The sequence below is a fragment of the Pseudomonas sp. TE12234 genome, from assembly GCF_054061835.1.
The window spans coordinates 1-21,516 of record NZ_JBSSEP010000031.1 but is presented as its reverse complement, the minus strand read 5'-3'; the positions used below and the strand labels follow the sequence as shown (position 1 = coordinate 21,516).

19 protein-coding genes, 4 tRNA genes and 1 pseudogene are annotated in these 21,516 nt (G+C 59.7%); 14 read left to right on the top strand and 10 right to left on the bottom strand.

Annotated features, from left to right (window positions below; translation table 11 throughout):
• Positions 1–119: 119 nt before the first annotated feature.
• The 3 genes from xopAW to ACVWYU_RS29445 form a co-directional block, all read right to left on the bottom strand.
• A complete protein-coding gene (gene xopAW, locus ACVWYU_RS29455) occupies positions 120–965 on the bottom strand; it encodes a XopAW family type III secretion system calcium-binding effector (RefSeq protein ID WP_457374360.1) in 846 nt (281 codons plus the stop codon).
• Between the two features lie 240 nt (positions 966–1,205).
• The gene (locus ACVWYU_RS29450; protein WP_457374359.1) at positions 1,206–2,258 is read right to left on the bottom strand and encodes a sensor histidine kinase; all 1,053 of its coding nucleotides are present in this window, start codon (positions 2,256–2,258) and stop codon (positions 1,206–1,208) included.
• Positions 2,258–3,016 (bottom strand): response regulator, encoded by a 759-nt coding sequence (locus ACVWYU_RS29445; RefSeq protein WP_047526906.1) that lies wholly within the window; start codon positions 3,014–3,016, stop codon positions 2,258–2,260. Before ACVWYU_RS29445 ends, ACVWYU_RS29450 begins: the two co-directional genes overlap by 1 nt.
• A gap of 293 nt (positions 3,017–3,309) precedes the next feature.
• Here ACVWYU_RS29445 and pyrF point away from each other — a divergent pair, with 293 nt between their 5' ends.
• Complete coding sequence (gene pyrF / locus ACVWYU_RS29440) at positions 3,310–4,008, top strand: orotidine-5'-phosphate decarboxylase (RefSeq protein WP_457374358.1); 699 nt, start codon at positions 3,310–3,312, stop codon at positions 4,006–4,008.
• Between the two features lie 69 nt (positions 4,009–4,077).
• Here the strand turns inward: pyrF and ACVWYU_RS29435 are convergent, their stop codons facing one another.
• Positions 4,078–5,082: an NADP-dependent oxidoreductase gene (locus ACVWYU_RS29435; protein WP_247255324.1), complete on the bottom strand. Its 1,005-nt coding sequence runs from the start codon at positions 5,080–5,082 to the stop codon at positions 4,078–4,080.
• A gap of 232 nt (positions 5,083–5,314) precedes the next feature.
• Between ACVWYU_RS29435 and ACVWYU_RS29430 the strand changes: the two genes are divergently transcribed.
• The 4 genes and pseudogenes from ACVWYU_RS29430 (at position 5,315) to ACVWYU_RS29415 (ending at position 9,807) form a co-directional block, all read left to right on the top strand.
• On the top strand, positions 5,315–6,076 hold the full coding sequence (locus tag ACVWYU_RS29430; RefSeq protein ID WP_247255325.1) for an SDR family oxidoreductase: 762 nt from the start codon (positions 5,315–5,317) through the stop codon (positions 6,074–6,076).
• A 272-nt stretch (positions 6,077–6,348) separates the two neighbouring features.
• Positions 6,349–7,734, top strand: a complete 1,386-nt coding sequence (locus ACVWYU_RS29425; RefSeq protein ID WP_390959397.1) for an aminotransferase-like domain-containing protein — start codon at positions 6,349–6,351, stop codon at positions 7,732–7,734.
• A 108-nt stretch (positions 7,735–7,842) separates the two neighbouring features.
• A pseudogene (locus ACVWYU_RS29420) lies at positions 7,843–9,060 on the top strand (HAMP domain-containing protein); the annotation flags it as partial.
• A gap of 33 nt (positions 9,061–9,093) precedes the next feature.
• The gene (locus ACVWYU_RS29415) at positions 9,094–9,807 is read left to right on the top strand and encodes a methyl-accepting chemotaxis protein (protein WP_457374368.1); all 714 of its coding nucleotides are present in this window, start codon (positions 9,094–9,096) and stop codon (positions 9,805–9,807) included.
• A gap of 258 nt (positions 9,808–10,065) precedes the next feature.
• On the opposite strand, the gene ACVWYU_RS29410 is transcribed toward ACVWYU_RS29415, so the two are convergent.
• A complete protein-coding gene (locus ACVWYU_RS29410; protein WP_245706671.1) occupies positions 10,066–10,824 on the bottom strand; it encodes a hypothetical protein in 759 nt (252 codons plus the stop codon).
• 386 nt (positions 10,825–11,210) lie between these two features.
• Here ACVWYU_RS29410 and ACVWYU_RS29405 point away from each other — a divergent pair.
• The 4 genes from ACVWYU_RS29405 (at position 11,211) to ACVWYU_RS29390 (ending at position 11,624) form a co-directional block, all read left to right on the top strand.
• A tRNA-Glu gene (locus tag ACVWYU_RS29405) sits at positions 11,211–11,286 on the top strand.
• A 3-nt stretch (positions 11,287–11,289) separates the two neighbouring features.
• Positions 11,290–11,365 (top strand) — tRNA-Gly (locus ACVWYU_RS29400).
• A gap of 104 nt (positions 11,366–11,469) precedes the next feature.
• Positions 11,470–11,545 (top strand) — tRNA-Glu (locus ACVWYU_RS29395).
• 3 nt (positions 11,546–11,548) lie between these two features.
• Positions 11,549–11,624 (top strand) — tRNA-Gly (locus tag ACVWYU_RS29390).
• A gap of 114 nt (positions 11,625–11,738) precedes the next feature.
• On the opposite strand, the gene ACVWYU_RS29385 is transcribed toward ACVWYU_RS29390, so the two are convergent.
• The 3 genes from ACVWYU_RS29385 to ACVWYU_RS29375 all read right to left on the bottom strand — a co-directional run bounded on the left by ACVWYU_RS29385 (position 11,739) and on the right by ACVWYU_RS29375 (position 13,868).
• Positions 11,739–12,377 (bottom strand): LysE family translocator, encoded by a 639-nt coding sequence (locus tag ACVWYU_RS29385; RefSeq protein ID WP_247255329.1) that lies wholly within the window; start codon positions 12,375–12,377, stop codon positions 11,739–11,741.
• Between the two features lies 1 nt (position 12,378).
• A complete protein-coding gene (locus tag ACVWYU_RS29380) occupies positions 12,379–13,149 on the bottom strand; it encodes a 2OG-Fe(II) oxygenase (RefSeq protein WP_457374357.1) in 771 nt (256 codons plus the stop codon).
• A gap of 92 nt (positions 13,150–13,241) precedes the next feature.
• Positions 13,242–13,868: an alanyl-tRNA editing protein gene (locus ACVWYU_RS29375; protein WP_247255331.1), complete on the bottom strand. Its 627-nt coding sequence runs from the start codon at positions 13,866–13,868 to the stop codon at positions 13,242–13,244.
• A 91-nt stretch (positions 13,869–13,959) separates the two neighbouring features.
• On the opposite strand from ACVWYU_RS29375, the gene ACVWYU_RS29370 reads away from it, so the two are divergent.
• Positions 13,960–14,958 carry a LysR family transcriptional regulator gene (locus ACVWYU_RS29370; RefSeq protein ID WP_090317650.1) on the top strand — a complete coding sequence of 333 codons (999 nt, stop codon included), beginning with the start codon at positions 13,960–13,962 and terminating at the stop codon, positions 14,956–14,958.
• Between the two features lie 57 nt (positions 14,959–15,015).
• On the opposite strand, the gene ACVWYU_RS29365 is transcribed toward ACVWYU_RS29370, so the two are convergent.
• Positions 15,016–15,423: a PA2817 family protein gene (locus tag ACVWYU_RS29365; RefSeq protein ID WP_047526931.1), complete on the bottom strand. Its 408-nt coding sequence runs from the start codon at positions 15,421–15,423 to the stop codon at positions 15,016–15,018.
• An 84-nt stretch (positions 15,424–15,507) separates the two neighbouring features.
• The gene (locus tag ACVWYU_RS29360) at positions 15,508–17,955 is read right to left on the bottom strand and encodes an acyl-CoA dehydrogenase (protein ID WP_457374356.1); all 2,448 of its coding nucleotides are present in this window, start codon (positions 17,953–17,955) and stop codon (positions 15,508–15,510) included.
• Positions 17,956–18,203: 248 nt separating this feature from the next.
• Between ACVWYU_RS29360 and ACVWYU_RS29355 the strand changes: the two genes are divergently transcribed.
• The 4 genes from ACVWYU_RS29355 to ACVWYU_RS29340 all read left to right on the top strand — a co-directional run bounded on the left by ACVWYU_RS29355 (position 18,204) and on the right by ACVWYU_RS29340 (position 21,372).
• Positions 18,204–18,863, top strand: a complete 660-nt coding sequence (locus tag ACVWYU_RS29355; RefSeq protein ID WP_457374355.1) for a transglutaminase-like domain-containing protein — start codon at positions 18,204–18,206, stop codon at positions 18,861–18,863.
• A gap of 43 nt (positions 18,864–18,906) precedes the next feature.
• Positions 18,907–19,530, top strand: a complete 624-nt coding sequence (locus tag ACVWYU_RS29350) for a glutathione S-transferase family protein (RefSeq protein ID WP_247255335.1) — start codon at positions 18,907–18,909, stop codon at positions 19,528–19,530.
• A 133-nt stretch (positions 19,531–19,663) separates the two neighbouring features.
• Entirely contained in the window at positions 19,664–20,596 is a 933-nt protein-coding gene (locus ACVWYU_RS29345; protein WP_457374354.1) for an ABC transporter ATP-binding protein, read from the top strand.
• A complete protein-coding gene (locus ACVWYU_RS29340) occupies positions 20,593–21,372 on the top strand; it encodes an ABC transporter permease (RefSeq protein ID WP_090317664.1) in 780 nt (259 codons plus the stop codon). The genes ACVWYU_RS29345 and ACVWYU_RS29340 overlap by 4 nt, the downstream gene beginning before the upstream one ends.
• Positions 21,373–21,516: the final 144 nt, after the last annotated feature.

Here is a 21,516-nt window from a genome sequence, read left to right as displayed (position 1 = left end):
CGCACCCCCTGTGGGAGCGGGCTTGCCCGCGATGAGGCCGGCACATTCAACAGCGATGTTGTCTGAGCCACCGCCATCGCGAGCAGGCTCGCTCCCACATGTGTTTCTACCCGCCCGTTTCAGGTCGCGACGTTCAGGTGCTTGCCTACGCTCGCCACAGCGTCGAGGGAATACTGCTTGCTCAGGTTGGCGATCATTTTGCTCAGGGCTTCGCTCGTAGCCGATTGAGCCGTGGTGCTGTCGCTGGGTTGCTCGCGGCCGGCTTGCAGGGCGGCCTTGAGCTCATCGCTGCTGACGCCGCCGCTGCTGTCGCTGTCCAATGCCTTGAGCAAGGCGGCGCTGGTGTCGGTATTGGTCGATGAATTGCCGGCCTGCAGTGCACTGGTCAGTTCGCTGGAGCTGATGCTGCCATCGCTGTCGGCATCAAGGCTGCTGAACAGTTCATCGCTGGACACTTGTTGCGGTGGCGGCGGAGGTGGCGCCAGGCTGGCGGCCAGTTCGTCCTTGCTGACGGAGCCGTCCTGATCCTTGTCCAGGGCCGAGAAAATCTGGCTGCTGTCGGCGCTGCTGCCGGCATTGGTCAGGCCGTTGCTCAGTTCGTCGCTGCTGATGGAACCGTCGCCGTTGGCATCCAGCGCACTGATCATCGCGTCAGCCAGTTCGGTATTGGGTGCCTGATCTCCTTGCGGGGGCGGTGGAGGGGCCATGGCGGCCATCTCTTCACCGCTCAGGTTGCCACTGTTGTCGCTGTCCAGATCGGAAAAATTCTTGCTCAGGTTGACCAGCAGACCGTCGCCGCTTTTCTGCGACAACGCGCTCTTGAGCTCATCCTGGCCTACTGAGCCGTCACCATTGGTGTCGAGCTTGGCGAGCAGTTCTTTCTGGAACTGTTGCGAGCGCGCGCTGCTGGTGCTGCTGGTTGTGGTGCCGGTGTAGCTCGTGTAGTTGCTGACGCTACCAATCATTGGGCTCACTCCTTGGAATGGAAAACCGGTGGGTGCACCGGCTTATGCAGCCTCAAGGGACAAGTTGTCGTGGGTATGTGGGGTTTGTAGCGGTCAGTACACATGCACAAGCTTCAGGCCAACATTGAACACCTGTGGGAGCGAGCCTGCTCGCGATGAGGCAGTGTCAGTCGACATCAATGTTGTTTGATACACCGCTATCGCGAGCAGGCTCGCACCACAGGGGCGATGGTGTGATTTTCAGGGGCGCGGCAGGCGAATGACTGCCGTCAGGCCGCCGCCTGGGGTCTCTTCCAGGCTTAGCTGCCCGCCCAGCCGTTCTGCGGCCTCGCGGGCGATGGTCATGCCCAGGCCCACGCCGCCGGAATTGCGATTGCGTGAACCTTCCAGGCGAAAGAAGGGTTCGAACACCGCTTCGCGTTGCTCCGCCGCGATTCCCGGCCCATGGTCGATGACCCGGATGATCAGCTGTTCGCGGTGGTCTTCGAGGCTGATCAACGCTTGCCCGGCGTAGCGCAGGGCGTTGTCCATCAGGTTGTTGAGGCACGAACGCAAGGCCATCGGCTGCACCAGCAGCGGCGCGCAGTGACCGCTGGCCTGGACGTCGGCGCCCTGGTCCTGGGCGTTTTCGCTCAGGGATTCAATCAGCGCCTGCACGTCCATCCATTGCGGTGCTTCGCTGGTGCGTTGTTCGTGCAGGTAGGTGAGGGTGGCGTCGAGCATGCTGATCATGTCGTCCAGGTCCTGACGCATCTGGCCTTGCAGCTTGTCGTCGTCGATCTGTTCCAGTCGCAGCTTGAGGCGTGACAGCGGGGTGCGCAGGTCGTGGGAGACGGCGCCGAGCATGCGTGAACGCTGCTTCACTTGCTCGATGATGCGCCGTTGCATCTTGTTGAAAGTCTGCGCCGCCTGGCGCGCTTCCAGGGGGCCGGACTCTTCCAGTGGCGGGCTGTCGAGGTTCTCGCTCAAGCGTTCGGCCGCATCACTCAGGCGCTGGATGGGGCGGCTCAACAATTTGGCGCCATACCAGGCGGCAATGATCAGCGAGATCAACTGAAAGGTCAGCGGCACCAACGGCCCGCCGAACCACGGCCGAGGTGGCCGTTTCTCGAAGCGCGGGTCCGGTGCCGGACGTTGTCCGCCGATATCTTCGGAAAAGGCCGGAGGTGGCGGCGGGGGCGGCGGGGGACTGTAGTAATGAAACCAGGCAAACGCCAGCAGGTGCGCCAGGATGATCGCCACCAACAGCACGCCGAACAGGCGGCCAAACAGCGTATCGAAGCGCCCGCGCATCAGCCGATGTCTCTGGCGTCGAACAGATAACCCTCGCCGCGCACGGTCTTGATCAGCTGCGGCGCTTTAGGGTCATCGCCGAGTTTTTGCCGCAGTCGCGACACCAGCAGATCGATGCTGCGATCGAAGGCTTCGATCGAACGGCCGCGAGCGGCATCCAGCAGTTGTTCACGGCTCAGGACCCGGCGCGGGCGTTCGATGAACACCCACAACAGACGGAACTCGGCGTTGGACAGCGGCACCACCAGGCCATCGGCGGCGATCAATTGGCGCAGCACGCTGTTCAAGCGCCAGTTGTCGAAGCGGATATTGGCCCGTTGTTCGGTGCGGTCGTCGCGCACCCGGCGCAGGATGGTCTGGATGCGCGCCACCAGCTCCCGGGGTTCGAACGGTTTGGCCATGTAGTCGTCGGCACCCAGTTCCAGGCCGATGATCCGGTCGGTGGGTTCGCAGCGGGCGGTCAGCATCAGGATCGGGATGTCCGACTCGGCGCGTAGCCAGCGACACAGCGACAGACCGTCTTCGCCGGGCAGCATCAGATCGAGCACCACCACATCAAAATGCTCCGCCTGCATCGCCAGGCGCATGGCGGCGCCATCGGTGACGCCGCTGGCGTGGATGTTGAAGCGGGCCAGGTAGTCGATCATCAGTTCGCGGATCGGGACGTCATCGTCGACGATCAGGGCGCGAATGCTCCAGCGTTTGTCGTCGCCGGGCGCTTTTTGATCGTCGTTCAAGGGGGCTTGGGTGCTGTGCATGCGTGCGTTCATCTGCCAGGTAGGCTGCCAACCACAAAGTTAGGCGGCGAGGTTGTGGCTTCAGCATAGGCGTCCGGCCCGGAGGCGGGAAGTGCTGTAAGGACGTGTTGCGGCTGGCGAGGGTAGCGGGCAAGGGTGTTGTGGACGTGTCGTGTATGTACCGGGCTCGACACAATTGGCCCGGCGGCTAGGCTTGCCGGAGCGTTCTCGACGATTTACCGATCATCGGGTCCCGCAGTGGCGCTGGTTCCGCTACAATGCGCGCCGATTTCGACTTGCCTGAGAGCCCACTCATGTCCGCCTGCCAGACTCCTATCATCGTCGCCCTGGATTTCCCTACCCGTGACGCCGCACTGAAGCTGGCCGATCAGTTGGACCCGAAACTGTGCCGGGTCAAAGTCGGTAAAGAGCTGTTCACCAGCTGCGCGTCGGAAATCGTCGGTACCCTGCGCGACAAGGGTTTCGAGGTGTTCCTGGACCTCAAGTTCCACGATATTCCCAACACCACCGCCATGGCCGTCAAGGCCGCTGCGGAGATGGGCGTGTGGATGGTCAACGTGCATTGCTCCGGCGGTCTGCGCATGATGGCGGCCTGCCGTGAAGTGCTGGACAAACGCACCGGGCCAAAGCCGCTGTTGATCGGCGTGACCGTGCTGACCAGCATGGAGCGTGAGGATCTGGCGGGTATCGGCCTGGATATCGAGCCGCAGGAACAGGTGCTGCGCCTGGCCGCACTGGCGGAAAAAGCCGGGATGGACGGTCTGGTGTGCTCGGCGCTGGAAGCCCAGGCCCTGAAGTCGGCGCATCCGTCGCTGAAGTTGGTGACACCGGGTATTCGTCCGGCGGGCAGCGCCCAGGACGATCAGCGCCGCATCCTGACCCCGCGTCAGGCCCTGGATGCCGGTTCCGACTACCTGGTAATCGGCCGTCCGATCAGCCAGGCGGCTGATCCGGCCAAGGCGTTGGCTGATGTGGTGGCCGAACTCGCCTGAAGATTGCAAACCCGCGGGAGCGAGCCAGCTCGCTCCCGCGGGTGTTTTGAGATCATTTCCAGGGCTGGGTTAAACCTTCAGCACCAACTTCCCGAAATTCTCCCCGCTGAACAACTTCATCAGCGTCTCCGGGAAGGTTTCCAGGCCTTCCACGATGTCTTCCTTGCTCTTGAGCTGCCCCTTGGCCATCCAGCCGGCCATTTCCTGCCCGGCGGCCGCGAATTGCGCGGCGTAGTCCATCACCACAAAGCCTTCCATGCGGGCGCGGTTGACCAGCAGCGACAGGTAGTTCGCCGGGCCTTTGACCGCTTCCTTGTTGTTGTACTGGCTGATGGCGCCACAGATCACCACGCGCGCCTTGAGGTTCAAGCGGCTCAGCACCGCATCGAGAATATCGCCGCCGACGTTATCGAAATACACGTCGACGCCTTTCGGACATTCGCGTTTAAGCCCGGCGATGACGTCTTCGTTCTTGTAGTCGATCGCACCGTCGAATCCCAGTTCATCGATCAGGAACCGGCATTTGTCCGCGCCGCCAGCGATGCCGACCACCCGGCACCCTTTGATCTTGGCGATTTGCCCGGCAATGCTGCCCACCGCGCCGGCCGCGCCTGAAAGCACCACGGTGTCACCGGCCTTGGGCGCACCGACGTCGAGCAGGGCGAAGTAAGCGGTCATGCCGGTCATGCCCAGGGCGGACAAGTAGCGCGGCAGTGGCGCCAGTTTCGGATCGACCTTGTAGAAACCGCGTGGCTCGCCGAGGAAATAATCCTGCACACCCAGCGCACCGTTGACGTAGTCCCCGACCGCGAATCCGGGATTGTTCGAGGCAACGACCTTGCCAACACCCAGGGCGCGCATGACTTCACCCAGACCCACCGGCGGGATGTAGGACTTGCCTTCATTCATCCAGCCACGCATGGCCGGGTCGAGGGACAGGTATTCGTTTTTGACCAGGATCTGACCCGCAGCCGGTTCGCCGACCGGTACTTCTTGATAGGTGAACGTCTCGCGGGTTGCCGGGCCCACGGGGCGTTTGGCAAGCAGGAACTGGCGATTGGTCTGGGTAGTCATGACAGGCACTCAAGATGAATGAAGCCTTGTTGATAGCCCCTCATGACCATTGCCGCAAGTTGGGCTGATGCGGCGAATGCAGGTCGATCCAATGTAGTGATAGTTAGTACGATCGTTCCATCACTGCAACTCATGGGCTGGCAACCGGCCTCTTGATAGTGCTGCCGTGCCCGGGACCGCCATGGCTAGACTGGGCAGACACCATCTCCCGCATCTCTAAGAGGACACAACTATGAGCATGACCTTTTCCGGCAAGGTCGCCGTCGTCACAGGCGCGGCCAATGGTATCGGCCGCGCGACCGCCCAGGCATTCGCCGCGGAAGGCTTGAAGGTGGTGGTCGCCGATATGGACACGGCGGGGGGCGAGGGTACGGTGGCGCTGATTCGAACGGCGGGCGGCGACGCGACATTCGTGCGCTGCAACGTCACCGTGGAAAGCGATGTGAAAAACCTGATGGACGAGGTGGTCAATACCTACGGCCGTCTCGACTATGCCTTCAACAATGCCGGTATCGAGATCGAGAAGGGCAAGCTGGCCGAAGGCACGGTCGACGAGTTCGACGCGATCATGGGCGTCAATGTCAAAGGCGTCTGGTTATGCATGAAATACCAGTTGCCGTTGCTGCTGGCCCAGGGGGGCGGCGCCATCGTCAACACGGCGTCGGTGGCCGGCCTCGGGGCGGCGCCGAAGATGAGCATCTACGCGGCATCGAAGCACGCGGTGATCGGCCTGACTAAATCGGCGGCCATCGAGTACGCCAAGAAAAAGATTCGGGTCAACGCGGTATGCCCGGCGGTGATCGACACCGACATGTTCCGTCGCGCGTATGAGGCCGATCCAAAGAAAGGCGAGTTTGCCAATGCCATGCACCCGGTCGGTCGCATCGGCAAGGTCGAGGAAATCGCCAGTGCCGTGTTGTATCTGTGCAGCGATGGCGCAGCGTTCACTACCGGGCATTCGTTGGCGGTGGACGGAGGTGTCACGGCGTTCTGAAGCAGGATACCTGTCAACAGACAACACCGAACCTGTGGTAGCGAGCGTGCTGGTGATGAGGGCGTGTCAGTCGACATTTTTGTTACCTGGACACACCACGATCGCCAGCACGTCCACTCCCACAGGTTTTTCATTTGTCTCAGGCTCAGTCAACGGCGTGCAATGTGTTTCAAATGGTTAGAGCCGAGGGTTTTGGCGGCGTTGTCGCACATTCCATCGAACACTCCTGTGATTAACTGTTTCCCGCGAAACCTACAGGAGTTGGCTTGCTCATGGAGTTGAGAATCGATCGACAGGCATTGGTGCCTGTGGTGCAGCAAATCGTCGACGCACTGAACTGCTGGCTGCGTTGCAATGAGGTATCTCCGGGAGCGCGGTTGCCCTCGGTCCGACAAATCGCGCGGATCAATTTGCTCAGTCAGGCCACTGTCATCGAGGCCTGTGAACGTCTGGTGGCGCAAGGGGTGCTGGTGTCGCGCCATGGCAGCGGTTTTTTTGTGGCCGCTGCGCAGCCAATGACTCAGACGCAGCCGGACACTTCGTGGTTTGAAGGGGCGCAGATCAAGCAAGGCCCGCGTTTGTGCGAGTTGAAACTGGGATGTGGCGGACTGCCTGAAAGCTGGCGCGAGACAGACGACCTGAGCTACGCGATTCGTGAGGTCAGTCGTACCGACATGGCGGGACTGTTCAATTACAGTACGCCACTGGGCTTGCCCGCCTTGCGTCTACAAATCCTCAAACGCCTGCAACAGCTCGATATCAAAGCGGACGATAGCCGCGTCCTCACCACCGCAGGGGCCAGCCAGGGGCTGGACCTGATCGTGCGAACCCTTTTCAAGCCGGGCGATTGTGTGGTGGTGGAAAGCCCCGGTTATCCCTTGCTGTTCGATTTGCTCAGGTTGCACGGGATCAGGATGCTTGAAGTGCCGCGAACCCCGTGCGGGCCAGACGTCATCGCACTGCAAGCGCTACTGCTGAAACACCAGCCGCGTGGATTGTTCATCAATAGCTTCTATCAAAATCCGACGGGTAGCAGTCTGTCGCTGACTGTGGCTCAGCGAGTGCTGCAGCTGGCGAAAACCCATGGCGTTCTGGTCATCGAAGACGACGTCTATGCGGATCTGCACGGCAGTCCCGGTACGCGGCTTGCTGCGCTGGATGACAGCGTGATCTACGTCAGCAGTTACTCCAAGACCCTCAGCAGCTCTTTGCGGGTCGGCTTTGTGGTGGCCGGTGCCGAGCAGATTGCGCGACTGGCGCAGGTCAAGATGATCAGCAGCATGGGCGCATCGCGGTTTTGCGAGTCGGTGCTGGCCTGTTTGTTGGCCAATGGCGCCTACCGCAAACTGGTGCAACGTCAGCGCCAACGCTTGAACAGCGACAGAATGGCAGCATTGCAGTTGCTCGAAGACGCCGATTGGGAAGTGTTCGGCAAACCCCTCGGCGGCTTGTTCATCTGGGCGCGATCCCGGATGACCGACTACGCTGGCGTGCGGACCCAGGCGCAACGCTTCGGTGTCTTGCTCTCTTCAACGACGGCCTTCAGCCCCGGCGGTGTGGCCAACGACTGGCAGCGGATCAATGTGGCCTATGCCTGTGATCCGAGAGCCCGGGCGTTTTTTCAGGCCACCGCTCCGGATCGACCTCAAGCGTTCTGAAAACGACGTGGGCGTAGCTTTTTGCCATTATTCCGACGCCAGAGACTTGTGTTGCTACAGACCCGTTGCGAATCTGCGTCTATTGATTATGGCAGGGGACTAAGTGCAATGATTTCGGCCGTGCAAGGACGTTTTGCCAACCTCGGTATGGCAAAAAAACTGGGTATCGGGTTTGTGCTGGTGCTGTTATTGACCGCCCTGGTTGCGGGTATCGGTGTCTGGTCCCTGCAAACCATCAGTCATCGTTTCGACGGGCTCAAGCAGATGTCGTCGCTCAACAGCGGTTTGCTGAAGGTGCGGCTGCTGGAGCAGGAATACGCCTTGCACGGTAACCCGAAAACCGCCGACGCCCTGCATGAAGGGCTTGACGGCCTGGTCGCCCTGGCGACCCAGCTCAAGGCGCAGTCGGCGGCCAATGTGCCGATCATGACGGACGTCGAGCAGTCCCTGGGGGCTTATCGCAAGGCGTTTGACGAGTTCGTCTCGCTCAGTCAGGCCAAGGACCTGGCGCTGGAAATGGCCAGTTGGTCGGTGTCCAGCGTGGCCAACAACCTCGACGTGCTGCAGTCCGGTCTCGCCGATGACGGCACCTATACCTTGAAGAGCTCCGAGGGCAAGGACGGTGCGCAGTTCATCGAGCAAGCCAATCAGGTCAGCCAGGTGTCGCGCTTGATGCTGCAAGCCATGAACGAAGCCCGTGTACGTCTGGATCAGAGCCGCAAGGGTGACGACAGCGCGGGGCAGGGCAAGATCGAACAGGCCAGCCAGGCACTGACCCAGGCCGAGCAACTTAAAACCACGGTCAAGGATGAGGGCTACCAGACCGTGCTCAACGAAGTGACCGGTCATATCTCCAGTTTCAGTGACAAGCTCGCCGAGTACACCGGCCTGCTGGAGCAGGAAAAGACGGTGTATCAGCAGTTGCATCAACGGGCCGATCAAGTGGTGGCGCGGGTGGACCAGGCCTATGTAGCCGAAGATCAGTCGATGCAGACCGAACTGAAAAAGAATTCATTGCTGATCATCGGTTCCTCGGCATTGGCATTGCTGGTGGGATTGGTTGCGGCCTGGGTCATTACCAGCTTGATCGTGGCGCCGTTGCGCAGTGTGATTCGCGTGGCGCAGCAGATCGCCTCGGGGGATCTGAGCGGCACGGTCGAGGTGACTCGTCGCGACGAGATCGGTCAATTGATGCAGGCCATGCAGCAGATGGGGGCAGGGCTGAGCCATATCGTCAGCGGTTTGCAGGCCGGTATCGAGCAACTGGCAACGTCAGCGCAATCGTTGTCTGCCGTGACCGAGCAGACCAACCTCGAAGTCAGCAGCCAGAAGGACGAAACCGAGCAGGTCGCCACGGCCATGAATCAGATGACCGCTACCGTGCACGACGTCGCGCGCAACGCCGAGGAGGCTGCCCAAGCCGCGCAAACGGCGGATGGCAAGGTCGAAAGTGGGCAACAGGTGGTGCGCCAGAGCATGGCGCGGATCGAGCAATTGGCGGATTCGGCCACTTCGGCCAGTTCGAGCATCGAAAGCCTGAGTGCGGAAATCCAGAACATCGGCACTGTGCTTGGCGTCATCAAGAGCGTGGCCGAGCAGACCAACCTGCTGGCGCTCAACGCCGCCATCGAGGCGGCGCGGGCCGGGGAACAGGGCAGGGGCTTTGCGGTGGTGGCAGATGAAGTGCGCGCGCTGGCCAAGCGCACCCAGCAATCGACGGAGGAGATCGAACGACTGGTCAGTGCCTTGCGCACGGCGGCCCAGACGTCGGTACAGCAGATTCAGAGCAGTGGCGAGCTGGTGAAACTGGCGGTGAGCGATGCGCTGCAGACCGAGAGTGCGCTCGGCAGCATAGCGTCGGCGGTGTCCTTGATTCAGCAGATGAACCAGCAGATCGCTGCGGCTGCCGAGGAGCAGAGTTCAGTGGCCGAGGAGATCAACCGCAGTGTTACGAGCATTCGTGCCAGTGCGGATCAGTCTTCGTTGGCGATGCAGGGGAATGCCGCGTCCAGTATCGAGCTGGCGCAGTTGGGGGTTGAGTTGAAGGGGATGGTGGGGCATTTCAGGCTCTGAAGGTGGCCTGGCAACCGGCCGATGCGCGCGCGGTTGCGCCCTGCGCTGTTTGGCGGTTGTAAGCGATTCCCTGTAGCTGGGTTGTCGGGTCGCTGCACCGCAGCGATGGTCGTAAACGATAACGCGTATGAACAGGATAAACACGGCGCACTCGATGCCATCGCCGCAAGCCAGCTGCTACAGGGCATGCATGTTCACCGGGACGTGAACCAAAAAAAAGCCACCTGTCACGGTGGCTTTTTTGCGTTTGGTCGCTGATCAGTCGTAAATCACTTTTTTCTTCCAGTCCGCATCGGCCTCGACGTCTTTGAGGCCTTCGGTCAATTGGTTCACTTCGCCTTCTACCGGCGCAATGCGGTCCATGACCTGGTCGTTGGCGCGGGCCAGGAGCTTTTCCAGATATTCCAGTTGTTCGGCGTAGAGCTGTGGTTCCTGCTGTTTGCGCAGGTATTGCACGCCACGTTCGAACGCAAGGCGCGCCTGACCAGGCTGGTTTTGTTGCAGGGAGTGCTGACCGAGGTTGTTGAAGAACTCGATGTGCAGCAAGACCAGAATATGGCGCACTTCACGGATCCAGCGCTTGGCTTCGGTGGGCTGAAGAAAGCCGTCCTGCGCTGCGCGGGTGATCTGGCCGTGCAGGGCTTCGAGCAGGAAGCGTACGTCCTTGGCCTTGGCTTCGGTCTGGATCGGTGCCGGCGGGTTGTTGACCGGCATCCCTTCGCCCAGGGCCGTCAGTACCTCCAGCTCGGCAATCCGCGCCTTGAGGTTGGAACTGGTTTTTTCCAGGTTCAGCAGGCGCTGGCAGACGTTCAGTTCCAGGCGAGTCAACAGCAGCTTGAGCGCCGGTGTCATCAACTGGCCAGGGAAGGTCTCGGTGATCTCGCCGCAACGGCGCAGGCGATCGTTGAGTTCAACCTTGGTGCGGGCCCTTTCCACCTTGTTGTTTTCCACCACATGGTTGATGTAGCCAATGGCGATCAAGAGTGCGATCCCGGCTACGACGAGCAGGGTGATCATGAGTGGTGTCACCGGTAAGACCTCTTTATTGGGTTCGCGTCCGAGTTTAGTGGCCAGGCATTTAAGCGCCTAGCGCCGCTCGACGAGTTGAATCGGCGTGGCTCAACCTGTATCGGTCGGTCCTTGCTTATATGAATACTGGCACCTCCTGAGCAGATTGCCATCATTCATGTCGTGGACTATATCGTCTTGGCGAGTGTCAGAATATAGGCGCCAAACGCCGGGCGGCGGAAAATCCGGATTGGGGCCGAAAAGCAGGGCGAAGTCATTGATTTAAATAAATTTATATCAGGGGGTTGACGACCTTCCAATCCATCCATAGAATGCGCGCCACTTGCAGCGTAAAGCACACAGCGAAACGAAGCAGGGAGTGAATGTTGTAGTGTGTCCCCTTCGTCTAGTGGCCTAGGACACCGCCCTTTCACGGCGGTAACAGGGGTTCGAGTCCCCTAGGGGACGCCATTTGCGGGAATAGCTCAGTTGGTAGAGCACGACCTTGCCAAGGTCGGGGTCGCGAGTTCGAGTCTCGTTTCCCGCTCCAATTTTAAACAGCGTTGCTTTCGGGCAGGGCTGAGTGAAACCAGAACCAAGTCTTCGGATGCGGATCTGGGCACCGAAACACACACCATGTGTTCCGGGCAGCGTGTCCCCTTCGTCTAGTGGCCTAGGACACCGCCCTTTCACGGCGGTAACAGGGGTTCGAGTCCCCTAGGGGACGCCATTTGCGGGAATAGCTCAGTTGGTAGAGCACGACCTTGCCAAGGTCGGGGTCGCGAGTTCGAGTCTCGTTTCCCGCTCCATATTTAACGAAAACGCCGCTCATTGAGCGGCGTTTTTGTTTGCGCGTGATTTATCTGCGAAACAGAAAAAGGCCCGCCAGTCTCACTGCGCGGGCCTTTTGCAGGGTCGGGATCTTACATCGACAGAATCAACCGGCCAGCAAACAGAATCAGGATCAGCCCCATGGTGCGTTCGAACCAGTGCCCCATGCGCATGAACAATACTCGCACCCGTGCGCTGGAAAAGAACAGCGCAACGATGACGAACCACAATGCGTTTACGAAACACATCCAGATACCGTACAGCGCCTGAATTTTCAGTGGGGTCGTGGCGCTGATGAGGGTGGTGAAGATCGCCAGGAAAAACAGTGTGGCCTTGGGGTTGGTGGCGTTGGTCAGAAAGCCCGTGGTAAAGGCTTTCAGCAGCGTTTGCTCGACGACCGGTTCGTCTGCGCCGTGGCCGCCTTCCGGCACGGTTTTCGGTTTGCTGCGCAGCAGGCTGACACCGAGGTACAGAATGTAGGCGCCGCCCACGACCTTGGCTACCGTCAACAGCCAGGGCGTGGTGTGCATCAGTGCGCCGACGCCCAACAAGGTGTACAGCACGTGTACGGAAATCCCCGCACCGATCCCCAGTGCCGTGCAAATTCCGATCACTCGGCCGAAACGCACACTCTGGCGAATCGTCACGGCGAAGTCTGGCCCGGGAGCGACCACCGCCAGAAAGTGAATCGTGGCCAAAGCCAGAAATTCGCCCAGGTAATTTGAAAGCATCTCAACTCCAGAAGGTCAGGGGGGAAGCGTTGCCGCGATAGCCGACAAAGAATGAAAGACTCAAGCGTGGATCTGCCACACCTGGCGTCACTGCATGCATGCGCCGCGAATTGAACATGATGAAGTCCCCTGGTTCAGGGCTTATCTCCAGGCTTGGAGTGCCCAGCAGGGCCGGGTCGATGCCGTAACTGTCGCCACGCATTTCGTCGAACTGTTCCGGGGAAATGTCTTGGTCCCATATCTGCAGCGCGCCACCCTCACTGGGCATGTTCAGGTAAACATTGCAGGCGAACTGCGCTTCCAGGCTTCTGGCCTGGAAACTGTCGGGGGCGTCCTTGGCGAAAATGTCGTGATGAGCCAGGAAGCACACGTCTGGCTTCACCACTCGTGACAGGCCAACGTACATCTTGCGGCCGTAAAGGCTTTCCAGGTGTGCGCCGGCTGGCCAGGATTCGTCGAGCATGCAGCGCAGCGTGTCGACCGGGCAGGAGTAGGGGGCACAGCGGTTGCGTAATTCGGCGATGTTACGGGTGGCGCGGTCGAAGTAGTCCTCTATCAGTACTGGCTGGTTTTCCGCTTCATAGAACGCCATGCCGATGCGGCCGATGCTCGGCGCGTTGATATAGCCTTCAAAACCTGGCGCGAGGATCTTGTCGCCAATCTGGATCGCCAGCGACCGGGGCAGCCAGCCTTTGAAACGGACGGCAAGGACTTCTTCATTGGCCAGTTTTTTTATGCACGCCTCATCGAGACGCTCGACTTCAAGCATCATGTCTTAGGTCCATCTATCAGAGAGTCAACGAAGCCCGCGAATGCAGGCTCCCCCGGCGTCAGGCGATGACATTGGCGTCATCGTCCGAATCCTTAGTCCACGTGGTAGTGAACCGACAGGATCCCTTTCTTCTGCGAAAGGGAAGCGATTGTGACTGCGCCCAGATCCTTCAGGCTGCGTACGTGGGTGCCGCCGCAGCCATAGGCGGGCAATTCACCGAAACCAATTTCCCGGGCGCCCTCGCGTAGCGATGTCAGGCGCGGCAGGTCGCGGGCGATCCATTGTTCGATGCCGTGCTGAACTGCGGGGGCATCAACGTCTTTTGCCGATTCCGTGGGTTTGAACTGCACACGTCCTTCGCCTGGCCAATGATGGGCCTTGGTCGGCATCCAGCCCATGGCTTGAACAAAGTGGCCGATCAGGTGGCCGGCGGTATGCATGCGCGTGTTAAACCGGCGACGTTGCTCGTCCACCCGGATCTGAGTCATGCCGGGTTTGATCGGCTGATCGACAAAGTGAATGATCCTGTCGGGATCCTGAACCACTCGCGATACCTGGCTTTCGCCGATCCATCCGGTGTCGCAGGGTTGCCCTCCACCCTGAGGGTGAAACAACGTTGCGCGCAGCACCACGGCGAATTCGTTCTCGTGGGGCGTGCAATCCAGGACTTCCACATTGGCCTTGAGGTCATCACTATGGAAAAAGAGGCGAAGCGTCATATTCCATGCTCGTATGAATGTTTCCATTTTTCATTATATGGAGCCTGGAATTACGTGATAATCCGTTCAAACATCAAAGGACTGTTGCGTTGTGAGCATAAATCTTCCACTGCCGTTGCTCGGGGAAATGGCGATTTTCGTCAAGGTCGTCGAGACCGGCAGCTTCTCCGAGGCGGCCCGGCAACTGGGCTCTTCACCTTCGGCGGTGAGCCGCAGCATTTCGCGGCTGGAGAAGGCATTGGCCACTCGCCTGCTACAACGCACCACACGCAAGCTGCGGTTGAGCGATGGTGGCGAGGAGGTCTTCAAACGGTGCCAGGAGATGGTCAATGCCGCTCGGTCAGTCATGGAAATCAGTGGTCAGTTCACGGATGAACCCGAGGGTGTGGTGCGTCTCAGTGTGCCGAAAGCGGTGGGGCGGATCGTGATTCACCCGCATATGCCGGAGTTTTTGCGTCGCTATCCCAAAGTGGATGTGGAGCTGTTGCTTGAGGATCGGCAGGTTGATCTGATCGACGATCACGTCGACCTGGCGATTCGCATCACCGACCGACCCCCTGCGGGCCTGGTGGGGCGGCAGTTACTGACGATTGATCATTTGCTTTGCGCGACGCCGCAGTATCTGGCTGAACACGGAACCCCGACTCATCCCCATGATTTGCTCAACCACAGCTGCATCTACCTGGGTGAAACGCCGAGTGATGCGCGCTGGAAATTCAAGAAAGGCAACAAATCCGTGACTGTGGGCGTGCGCGGGCGATACGCCGCCAACCACACGGGTGTGCGTTTTGGCGCGGTATTGCAGCACATCGGCATAGGCAGCCTGCCGTACTTTACGGCGCGCCGTGCCTTGGAGAAGGGATTGATGGTGCAGGTGCTGCCGGACTGGGTTTTTCTGGCGTCCTACCACGGCGGTGCCTGGTTGCTGCATTCGCCCACCCGCTACCTGCCTCCCAAGCTGCGGGTGTTGATCGATTACCTCGTGGAGTGCATGGAGAAAGAGCCGACCTTGGGCAAACCAGGGAAGCCGGGCAAACTGGCTACGGCGGTATCGGAGTATGAGTTGCCCGAGAGTGACGGTTTGTTTTAGGGCATTAAAAAGGTCCGCATGGTTGAACATGCGGGCCTTTGTATTGCTGAACGCGGATCAGTGCTTGCTGTCCTCATTCGACAACGCCAGCAGCTGTTTTTCCTGGTTCCAGTCGAAAGGTTCGTCGTTCTGTTCGGCTTCGAAACGACGCTCTTCCAGGGCCTGGTAAAGGTCGATTTCATCGTCGGGCATGTAATGCAGGCAATCGCCGGCGAAGTACCACAGCAGGTCGCGCGGGACCAGGTGGGCGATTTGTGGGTAGCGGGTAATCACCTGGCACAGAATGTCCTGGCCCAGGTATTGACTTTCGATCGGATCGACCGGCAGCAATGCACGCAATTCGTCAAAGCGCTCCAGGAACAAGGCATGGCTTTCTTCGGGAACCTGGTCGGCCTCACCTACGGCGACCAGGATGCTGCGCAGGTGGTCGAGCAGAACGAGATGATCGGCAACGATGTTGGACACGAGATAAGTCCTCAAGAGCAAAACGGGCGCGGGAGTATAAAGCTCCTGCGCCCTTTTTTCACTTGGAAGAGAGGGACTGCTGGATCAGCGGACCTTCCCTGCGGCCAGCGCCAGCTCGTCCTTGTCGAAGTCATCGACATCGATCACCTTGCGTCGCGCCGCTTCGGCTTCACGCAGAGCATGTGCCTCCACGGGTTGCAATACGCCAGCCTCAAGTGCCGTATCAATGATGTGTTCCCCGGCGATCGGTTTGACCTGACCGCTTTTGAGCGCCACATGCAGTTTCTTTTGCAGAGGTTGCGCCGTGTTCAACAGATCGCTGGCGTGCTGCAGTGCACCGACCGGGTCATCGGCCGATTGCGGGCGATAGCAGCCCAAGAGCAACTCTTCCAGAGTCGGATCGCCTTTGGCACGGCCGATCACTGCCGCCACTTCCGCGCCTAACTTGTCCGAAGGCCCTTTGTGGCGGCGGCCGAACGGGAACACGATCACCCGCAACAGGCAGCCCAGCACCCTGTTCGGGAAGTTGCTCAACAATTCGTCCATGGCCCGCTCGGCCTGGCCCAGGCTTTCTTCCATGGCCCAGGTAAACAGCGGCGTCATGTGTTCCGGTGAGTCGAGGTCGCTGTAACGCTTGAGCGCGGCGCTGGCCAGGTACAGATTGCTCAATACATCGCCCAACCGTGCCGAGAGGCGTTCGCGGCGTTTCAATTCACCGCCCAGCAGCATCATGCTCAGATCGGCGAGCAGGGCGAACGCGGCGGCCTGACGGTTGAGCGCGCGGAAATAACCCTGGCTGAGCCTGTCGCCCGGCAGGTGTTCCAGGTGGCCGAAACCGAGGTTCAGCACCAGGGTGCTGGCCGCATTGCTCACGGCAAAACCGATATGCTTGAGCAGCAGGCCGTCAAACTCGCTCAGCGCCTGATCCTTGTCTTCGCGGCTGGCGAGGGCCATTTCCTTGAGGACGAACGGATGGCAGCGAATCGCCCCCTGGCCAAAGATCATCAGGTTACGCGAGAGAATGTTCGCCCCTTCCACGGTGATGCAGATCGGCGCGCCATTCCAGATTCGTCCGAGATAGTTCTTCGGCCCCATGATGATCGCCTTGCCGCCGTGAACATCCATGGCGTGGGTGATGCACTCGCGGCCGCGTTCGGTGAGGTGGTACTTGAGAATCGCCGACAGGACCGACGGCTTCTCGCCAAGATCCACCGCATTGGTGGTCAGCATGCGCGCCGCGTCCATCATCCAGGCGTTGCCGGCGATGCGTCCCATGGCTTCCTGAATGCCTTCGAAGGCGGCAATCGGAACGTTGAACTGCTCGCGAATCCGGGCGTACTGGCCGGTCACAAGGCTGGTGAACTTGGCCATGCCGGTGCCGACCGCTGGCAGGGAGATCGAGCGCCCGACTGACAGGCAGTTCATCAGCATCATCCAGCCCTTGCCGAGCATTTCCTGACCGCCGATGAGGTATTCCAGCGGCACGAACACATCCTTGCCGGAGTTGGGGCCATTCATGAACGCCGCACCGAGCGGCAGATGACGGCGGCCGATTTCCACTCCCGCGGTGTCAGTCGGTATCAGTGCCAGGCTGATGCCCAGGTCTTCCTGCTCGCCCAACAAGTGATCCGGGTCGTAGGCCTTGAACGCCAGGCCGAGCAGGGTGGCCACCGGGCCCAGTGTGATGTAGCGCTTTTCCCAGTTCAGGCGCAGGCCGAGGGTTTCCTTGCCTTCCCATTGACCTTTGCAGATCACCCCGGTGTCTGGCATTCCGCCCGCATCGGAGCCGGCCAACGGCCCGGTCAGGGCGAAGCAGGGGATTTCTTCGCCGCGCGCCAGGCGTGGCAGGTAATGGTTGCGTTGTTCGTCGGTGCCGTAATGCAGCAGCAGTTCGGCCGGGCCGAGGGAGTTGGGGACCATCACGGTGGAGGCAAGGTCGCCGCTGTGGGACGCCAGTTTCATCGCGACCTGGGAGTGGGCATAGGCCGAAAACCCCTTGCCGCCAAATTCCTTGGGAATGATCAGGGCGAAGAAGCCGTTTTCCTTGATGAATGCCCAGGCCTCGGCCGGCAGGTCCATGGTTTGACCGAGCTGCCAGTCGCTGACCATGGCGCAGAGTGCTTCGGTCGGACCATCGATGAAGGCCTGTTCCTCCTCACTCAACTGCGCTTTGGGATAGGCCAGCAGTTTGTTCCAGTCCGGACGGCCGCTGAACAACTCGCCATCCCACCATACCGTGCCGGCCTCGATGGCTTCGCGCTCGGTTTGCGACATCGGCGGCAGGGTTTTCTGGAACCAGTTGAACAACGGCGCACTGAAGTATTTGCGGCGCAGGTCGGGTAGCAGTAGCGGAGCCGCTACGACAGCAACCAGCCCCCAGAAAATCAGTAGCAGCCAGCCTGGTGCGTGGCTGAATACGCCCATTGCCAGCAGGTAGACAGCCACGATACCCAGTGCAGGCAGCGGCGAAATCCGGCGGTGGGCCAAATAAGCTATTCCGACAATCAGAACCAGTATCCACAACAGCAGCATATTTAATCCTCCGTGAAACCAGGGCGAGCCAACCCTCAGAGCTTAGACGGCATCCGCAAAACAGGGTGGTCAGAGCGATGTGATTGAAAACGTGGGAAACAGTGGCTGATTTTGTAGGCCTGATGAACGACAGACCTTGAAAAATCGTTCGTTGAGCGAGCGACATAACGCCCATCTTTGGCCGAAACGTCGTTATCTCTGTGCTGAACCTCTCGCTAGACTCGGAGCTTCCCTAGGAGATTGCCCTCATGCACGAGTACCTGAGTCCCGGCCGCTTCATCGATAGTGACCATCCCTCGGTGATGGAGTTCGCCGAACAACATCGCGGCAGCCGTCGCGACCCGCTCGAGCAGGCGATCAACCTCTATTACGCCGTCCGTGAAGCCGTGCGCTATAACCCTTACACGTTCAGTCGTGATCCACAGACCTTGCGCGGCAGTCATGCACTGGCGACCGGTGAGAGTTACTGCGTGCCCAAGGCCACGCTGTTGGCCGGGTGCGCGCGGCATTGCGCAATTCCCGCGCGGATTGGTCTGGCGGATGTACGCAATCATTTATCGACGCCGCGTCTGCTCGAATTGCTCAAGAGCGACGTGTTTGCCATGCATGGCTACACCGAGCTTTACCTGAACGGCCGCTGGGTCAAAGCCACCCCGGCCTTCAACCAGGGTCTGTGTGAGTTGTTCAATGTCGCGCCGCTGGAATTCGACGGGATCAACGACAGTGTTTTCCATCCATTCAACCGTGATGGCGAGAAGCTGATGGAGTATCTGATTGATCATGGCCAGTTCAGCGACGTGCCGGAAACGTTTTTCTTCGCGCACCTTGAAAAGTGTTATCCGCACTTGTTCGGCAAGCAACTGCCAGGGCTGTTGGGGGACATGCAGAGCGATTTGAGTCGCGCCTGATCCGGCGTATGCTGCCTGCGCATTCATCCATTGAGAGGCGGTCATGCTGAAGATCTGGGGTCGGAAAAATTCATCGAATGTCAGAAAGCCATTGTGGGCCGCCGAAGAGCTGGGCCTGGCCTATGAAGCCATCGACGCCGGTGGTGCTTTTGGTGTCGTCGACACGCCGCAGTACCGCGCGATGAACCCTAACGGCCGGGTCCCGGTGATTGAAGATGATGGCTTCGTGTTGTGGGAATCCAATGCCATCGTCCGTTATCTGATGGCCCGTCACGCCGAAGGCAGCGCCTGGTATCCGGCGGATCTGCAAGCTCGCGCAACAGCCGACAAGTGGATGGACTGGACCACTTCCAGTTTTGCCGGACCGTTCCGTACCGTGTTCTGGGGCGTCTTGCGCACCCCCGCGGATCAGCAGGACTGGCCCGCCATCAAGGCGGCAATCAAGGAATGCGAAGCGCTGCTGATGATGGCCGATCAGGCATTGGCAACCCGGCCTTACCTGTCCGGCGACGAGATCGGCATGGGCGACATTCCCCTGGGCAGTTTCATTTATGCCTGGTTCGAAATGCCGATCGAGCGTGCGCCCATGCCTCACCTGGAGGCCTGGTACGCAAGGCTGAAACAGCGTCCGGCTTATCAAAAGGCGGTGATGACCGCGTTGACTTAATACTCACTATCGACACACTTGACTGTACTTGTGTGGCGGCGACAAGCACCATTGTGCCGGTGCGTCGTGGTTGAGTTGTCCGCCGCCCGCCCCCATTTATTCCTTTCCTTCCTTCTTGGTGCATGAATCCGATATGAGTTCCGCTCTGTCCATCCGGCAGCTAACCAAAACCTACGGCAACGGTTTCCAGGCCTTGAGTGGTATCGATCTGGATGTCGCCGAAGGTGACTTTTTCGCCCTGCTCGGCCCCAACGGCGCCGGCAAATCCACGACCATCGGCATTCTCTCGACCCTGGTGAACAAGACCAGCGGCACGGTGAATATCTTTGGTCACGACCTGGACAAGGACCCGGCGGGGCTCAAGCGCTCCATCGGCGTCGTACCCCAGGAGTTCAACTTCAACCAGTTTGAAAAGACCTTCGACATTGTCGTGACCCAGGCCGGTTACTACGGCATTCCAGCGAAAATCGCCAAGGAGCGCGCCGAGCAGTATTTGACCCAGCTCGGGCTGTGGGACAAGCGCGATGTGCCGTCGCGTTCGCTGTCCGGTGGCATGAAGCGTCGATTGATGATTGCCCGGGCGCTGGTCCACGAGCCACGCCTGTTGATCCTCGACGAACCGACCGCCGGCGTGGACATCGAACTGCGTCGCTCGATGTGGACCTTTCTCACCGAGCTGAACAAAAAAGGCATCACCATCATCCTCACCACGCACTACCTGGAAGAGGCTGAGCAGTTGTGCCGTAACATCGGCATCATCGACCACGGCACCATCGTCGAAAACACCAGCATGAAGCAGTTGCTCAGCCAATTGCATGTCGAAACTTTCTTGCTGGATCTGAAAAACAGTTTGAGCGCAACGCCGCAGCTGGTCGGCTATCCGTCACGGTTGATCGATGCCCATACCCTGGAAGTCCAGGTGGACAAGAGCATGGGCATCACTGCGCTGTTCACTCAGCTGGCACAGCAGAACATCGAAGTACTGAGCCTGCGTAACAAAACCAATCGCCTCGAGGAGTTGTTCGTGTCCCTGGTGGAGAAAAATCTGTCGAAGGTGGCGGTATGAGTTCCGAGCTGCAGCCCAACCTCGTTGCCCTGAATACCATCGTTTACCGTGAGGTCCGGCGCTTTACCCGGATCTGGCCGCAGACCCTGCTGCCGCCGGCCATCACAATGGTTCTGTACTTCGTGATCTTCGGCAATCTGATCGGCCGGCAAATCGGCGACATGGGTGGTTTCACCTATATGGAGTACATCGTGCCGGGGCTGATCATGATGTCGGTGATCACCAACTCCTACGGTAACGTGGTGTCGAGCTTTTTCGGCAGCAAGTTTCAGCGTTCCATTGAAGAACTGATGGTGTCGCCGGTCTCGCCCCACACCATTCTGATTGGCTTTACCCTGGGCGGTGTACTGCGCGGGCTGATGGTTGGCATCATCGTGACGCTGCTGTCGCTGTTCTTCACCCATTTGCAGGTGCATCACCTGGGGGTGACCCTCCTGGTGGTGGTGCTGACGGCGACTATCTTCTCGCTGTTGGGCTTCATCAACGCCGTGTTTGCGCGCAACTTCGATGACATTTCGATCATTCCGACCTTCGTGCTGACGCCACTGACGTACCTGGGCGGGGTGTTCTACTCGATTTCGTTGCTGCCGCCGTTCTGGCAGACCGTGTCCCTGGCCAACCCGGTGCTGCACATGGTCAACGCCTTCCGTTACGGCATCCTTGGTGTGTCGGATATCCGCATCAGCATTGCGATTACCTTCATGTTGGTGGCGACTGTCGTGCTGTATATCGGTTGCGCGCGATTGCTGGTCAGCGGTCGCGGGATGCGCACATAAGCGATAGTGTCATCACAGACATCGCAAAAAAAACGGCCTCCATACCAGACTGTGTGAAAACACACTGAAGGCCAGCCCAACAAACGCCCCGACTTGTTCGGGGCGTTTGTTTTTTGTGCGGGCAACAGACGAAAAAAGGCCTTT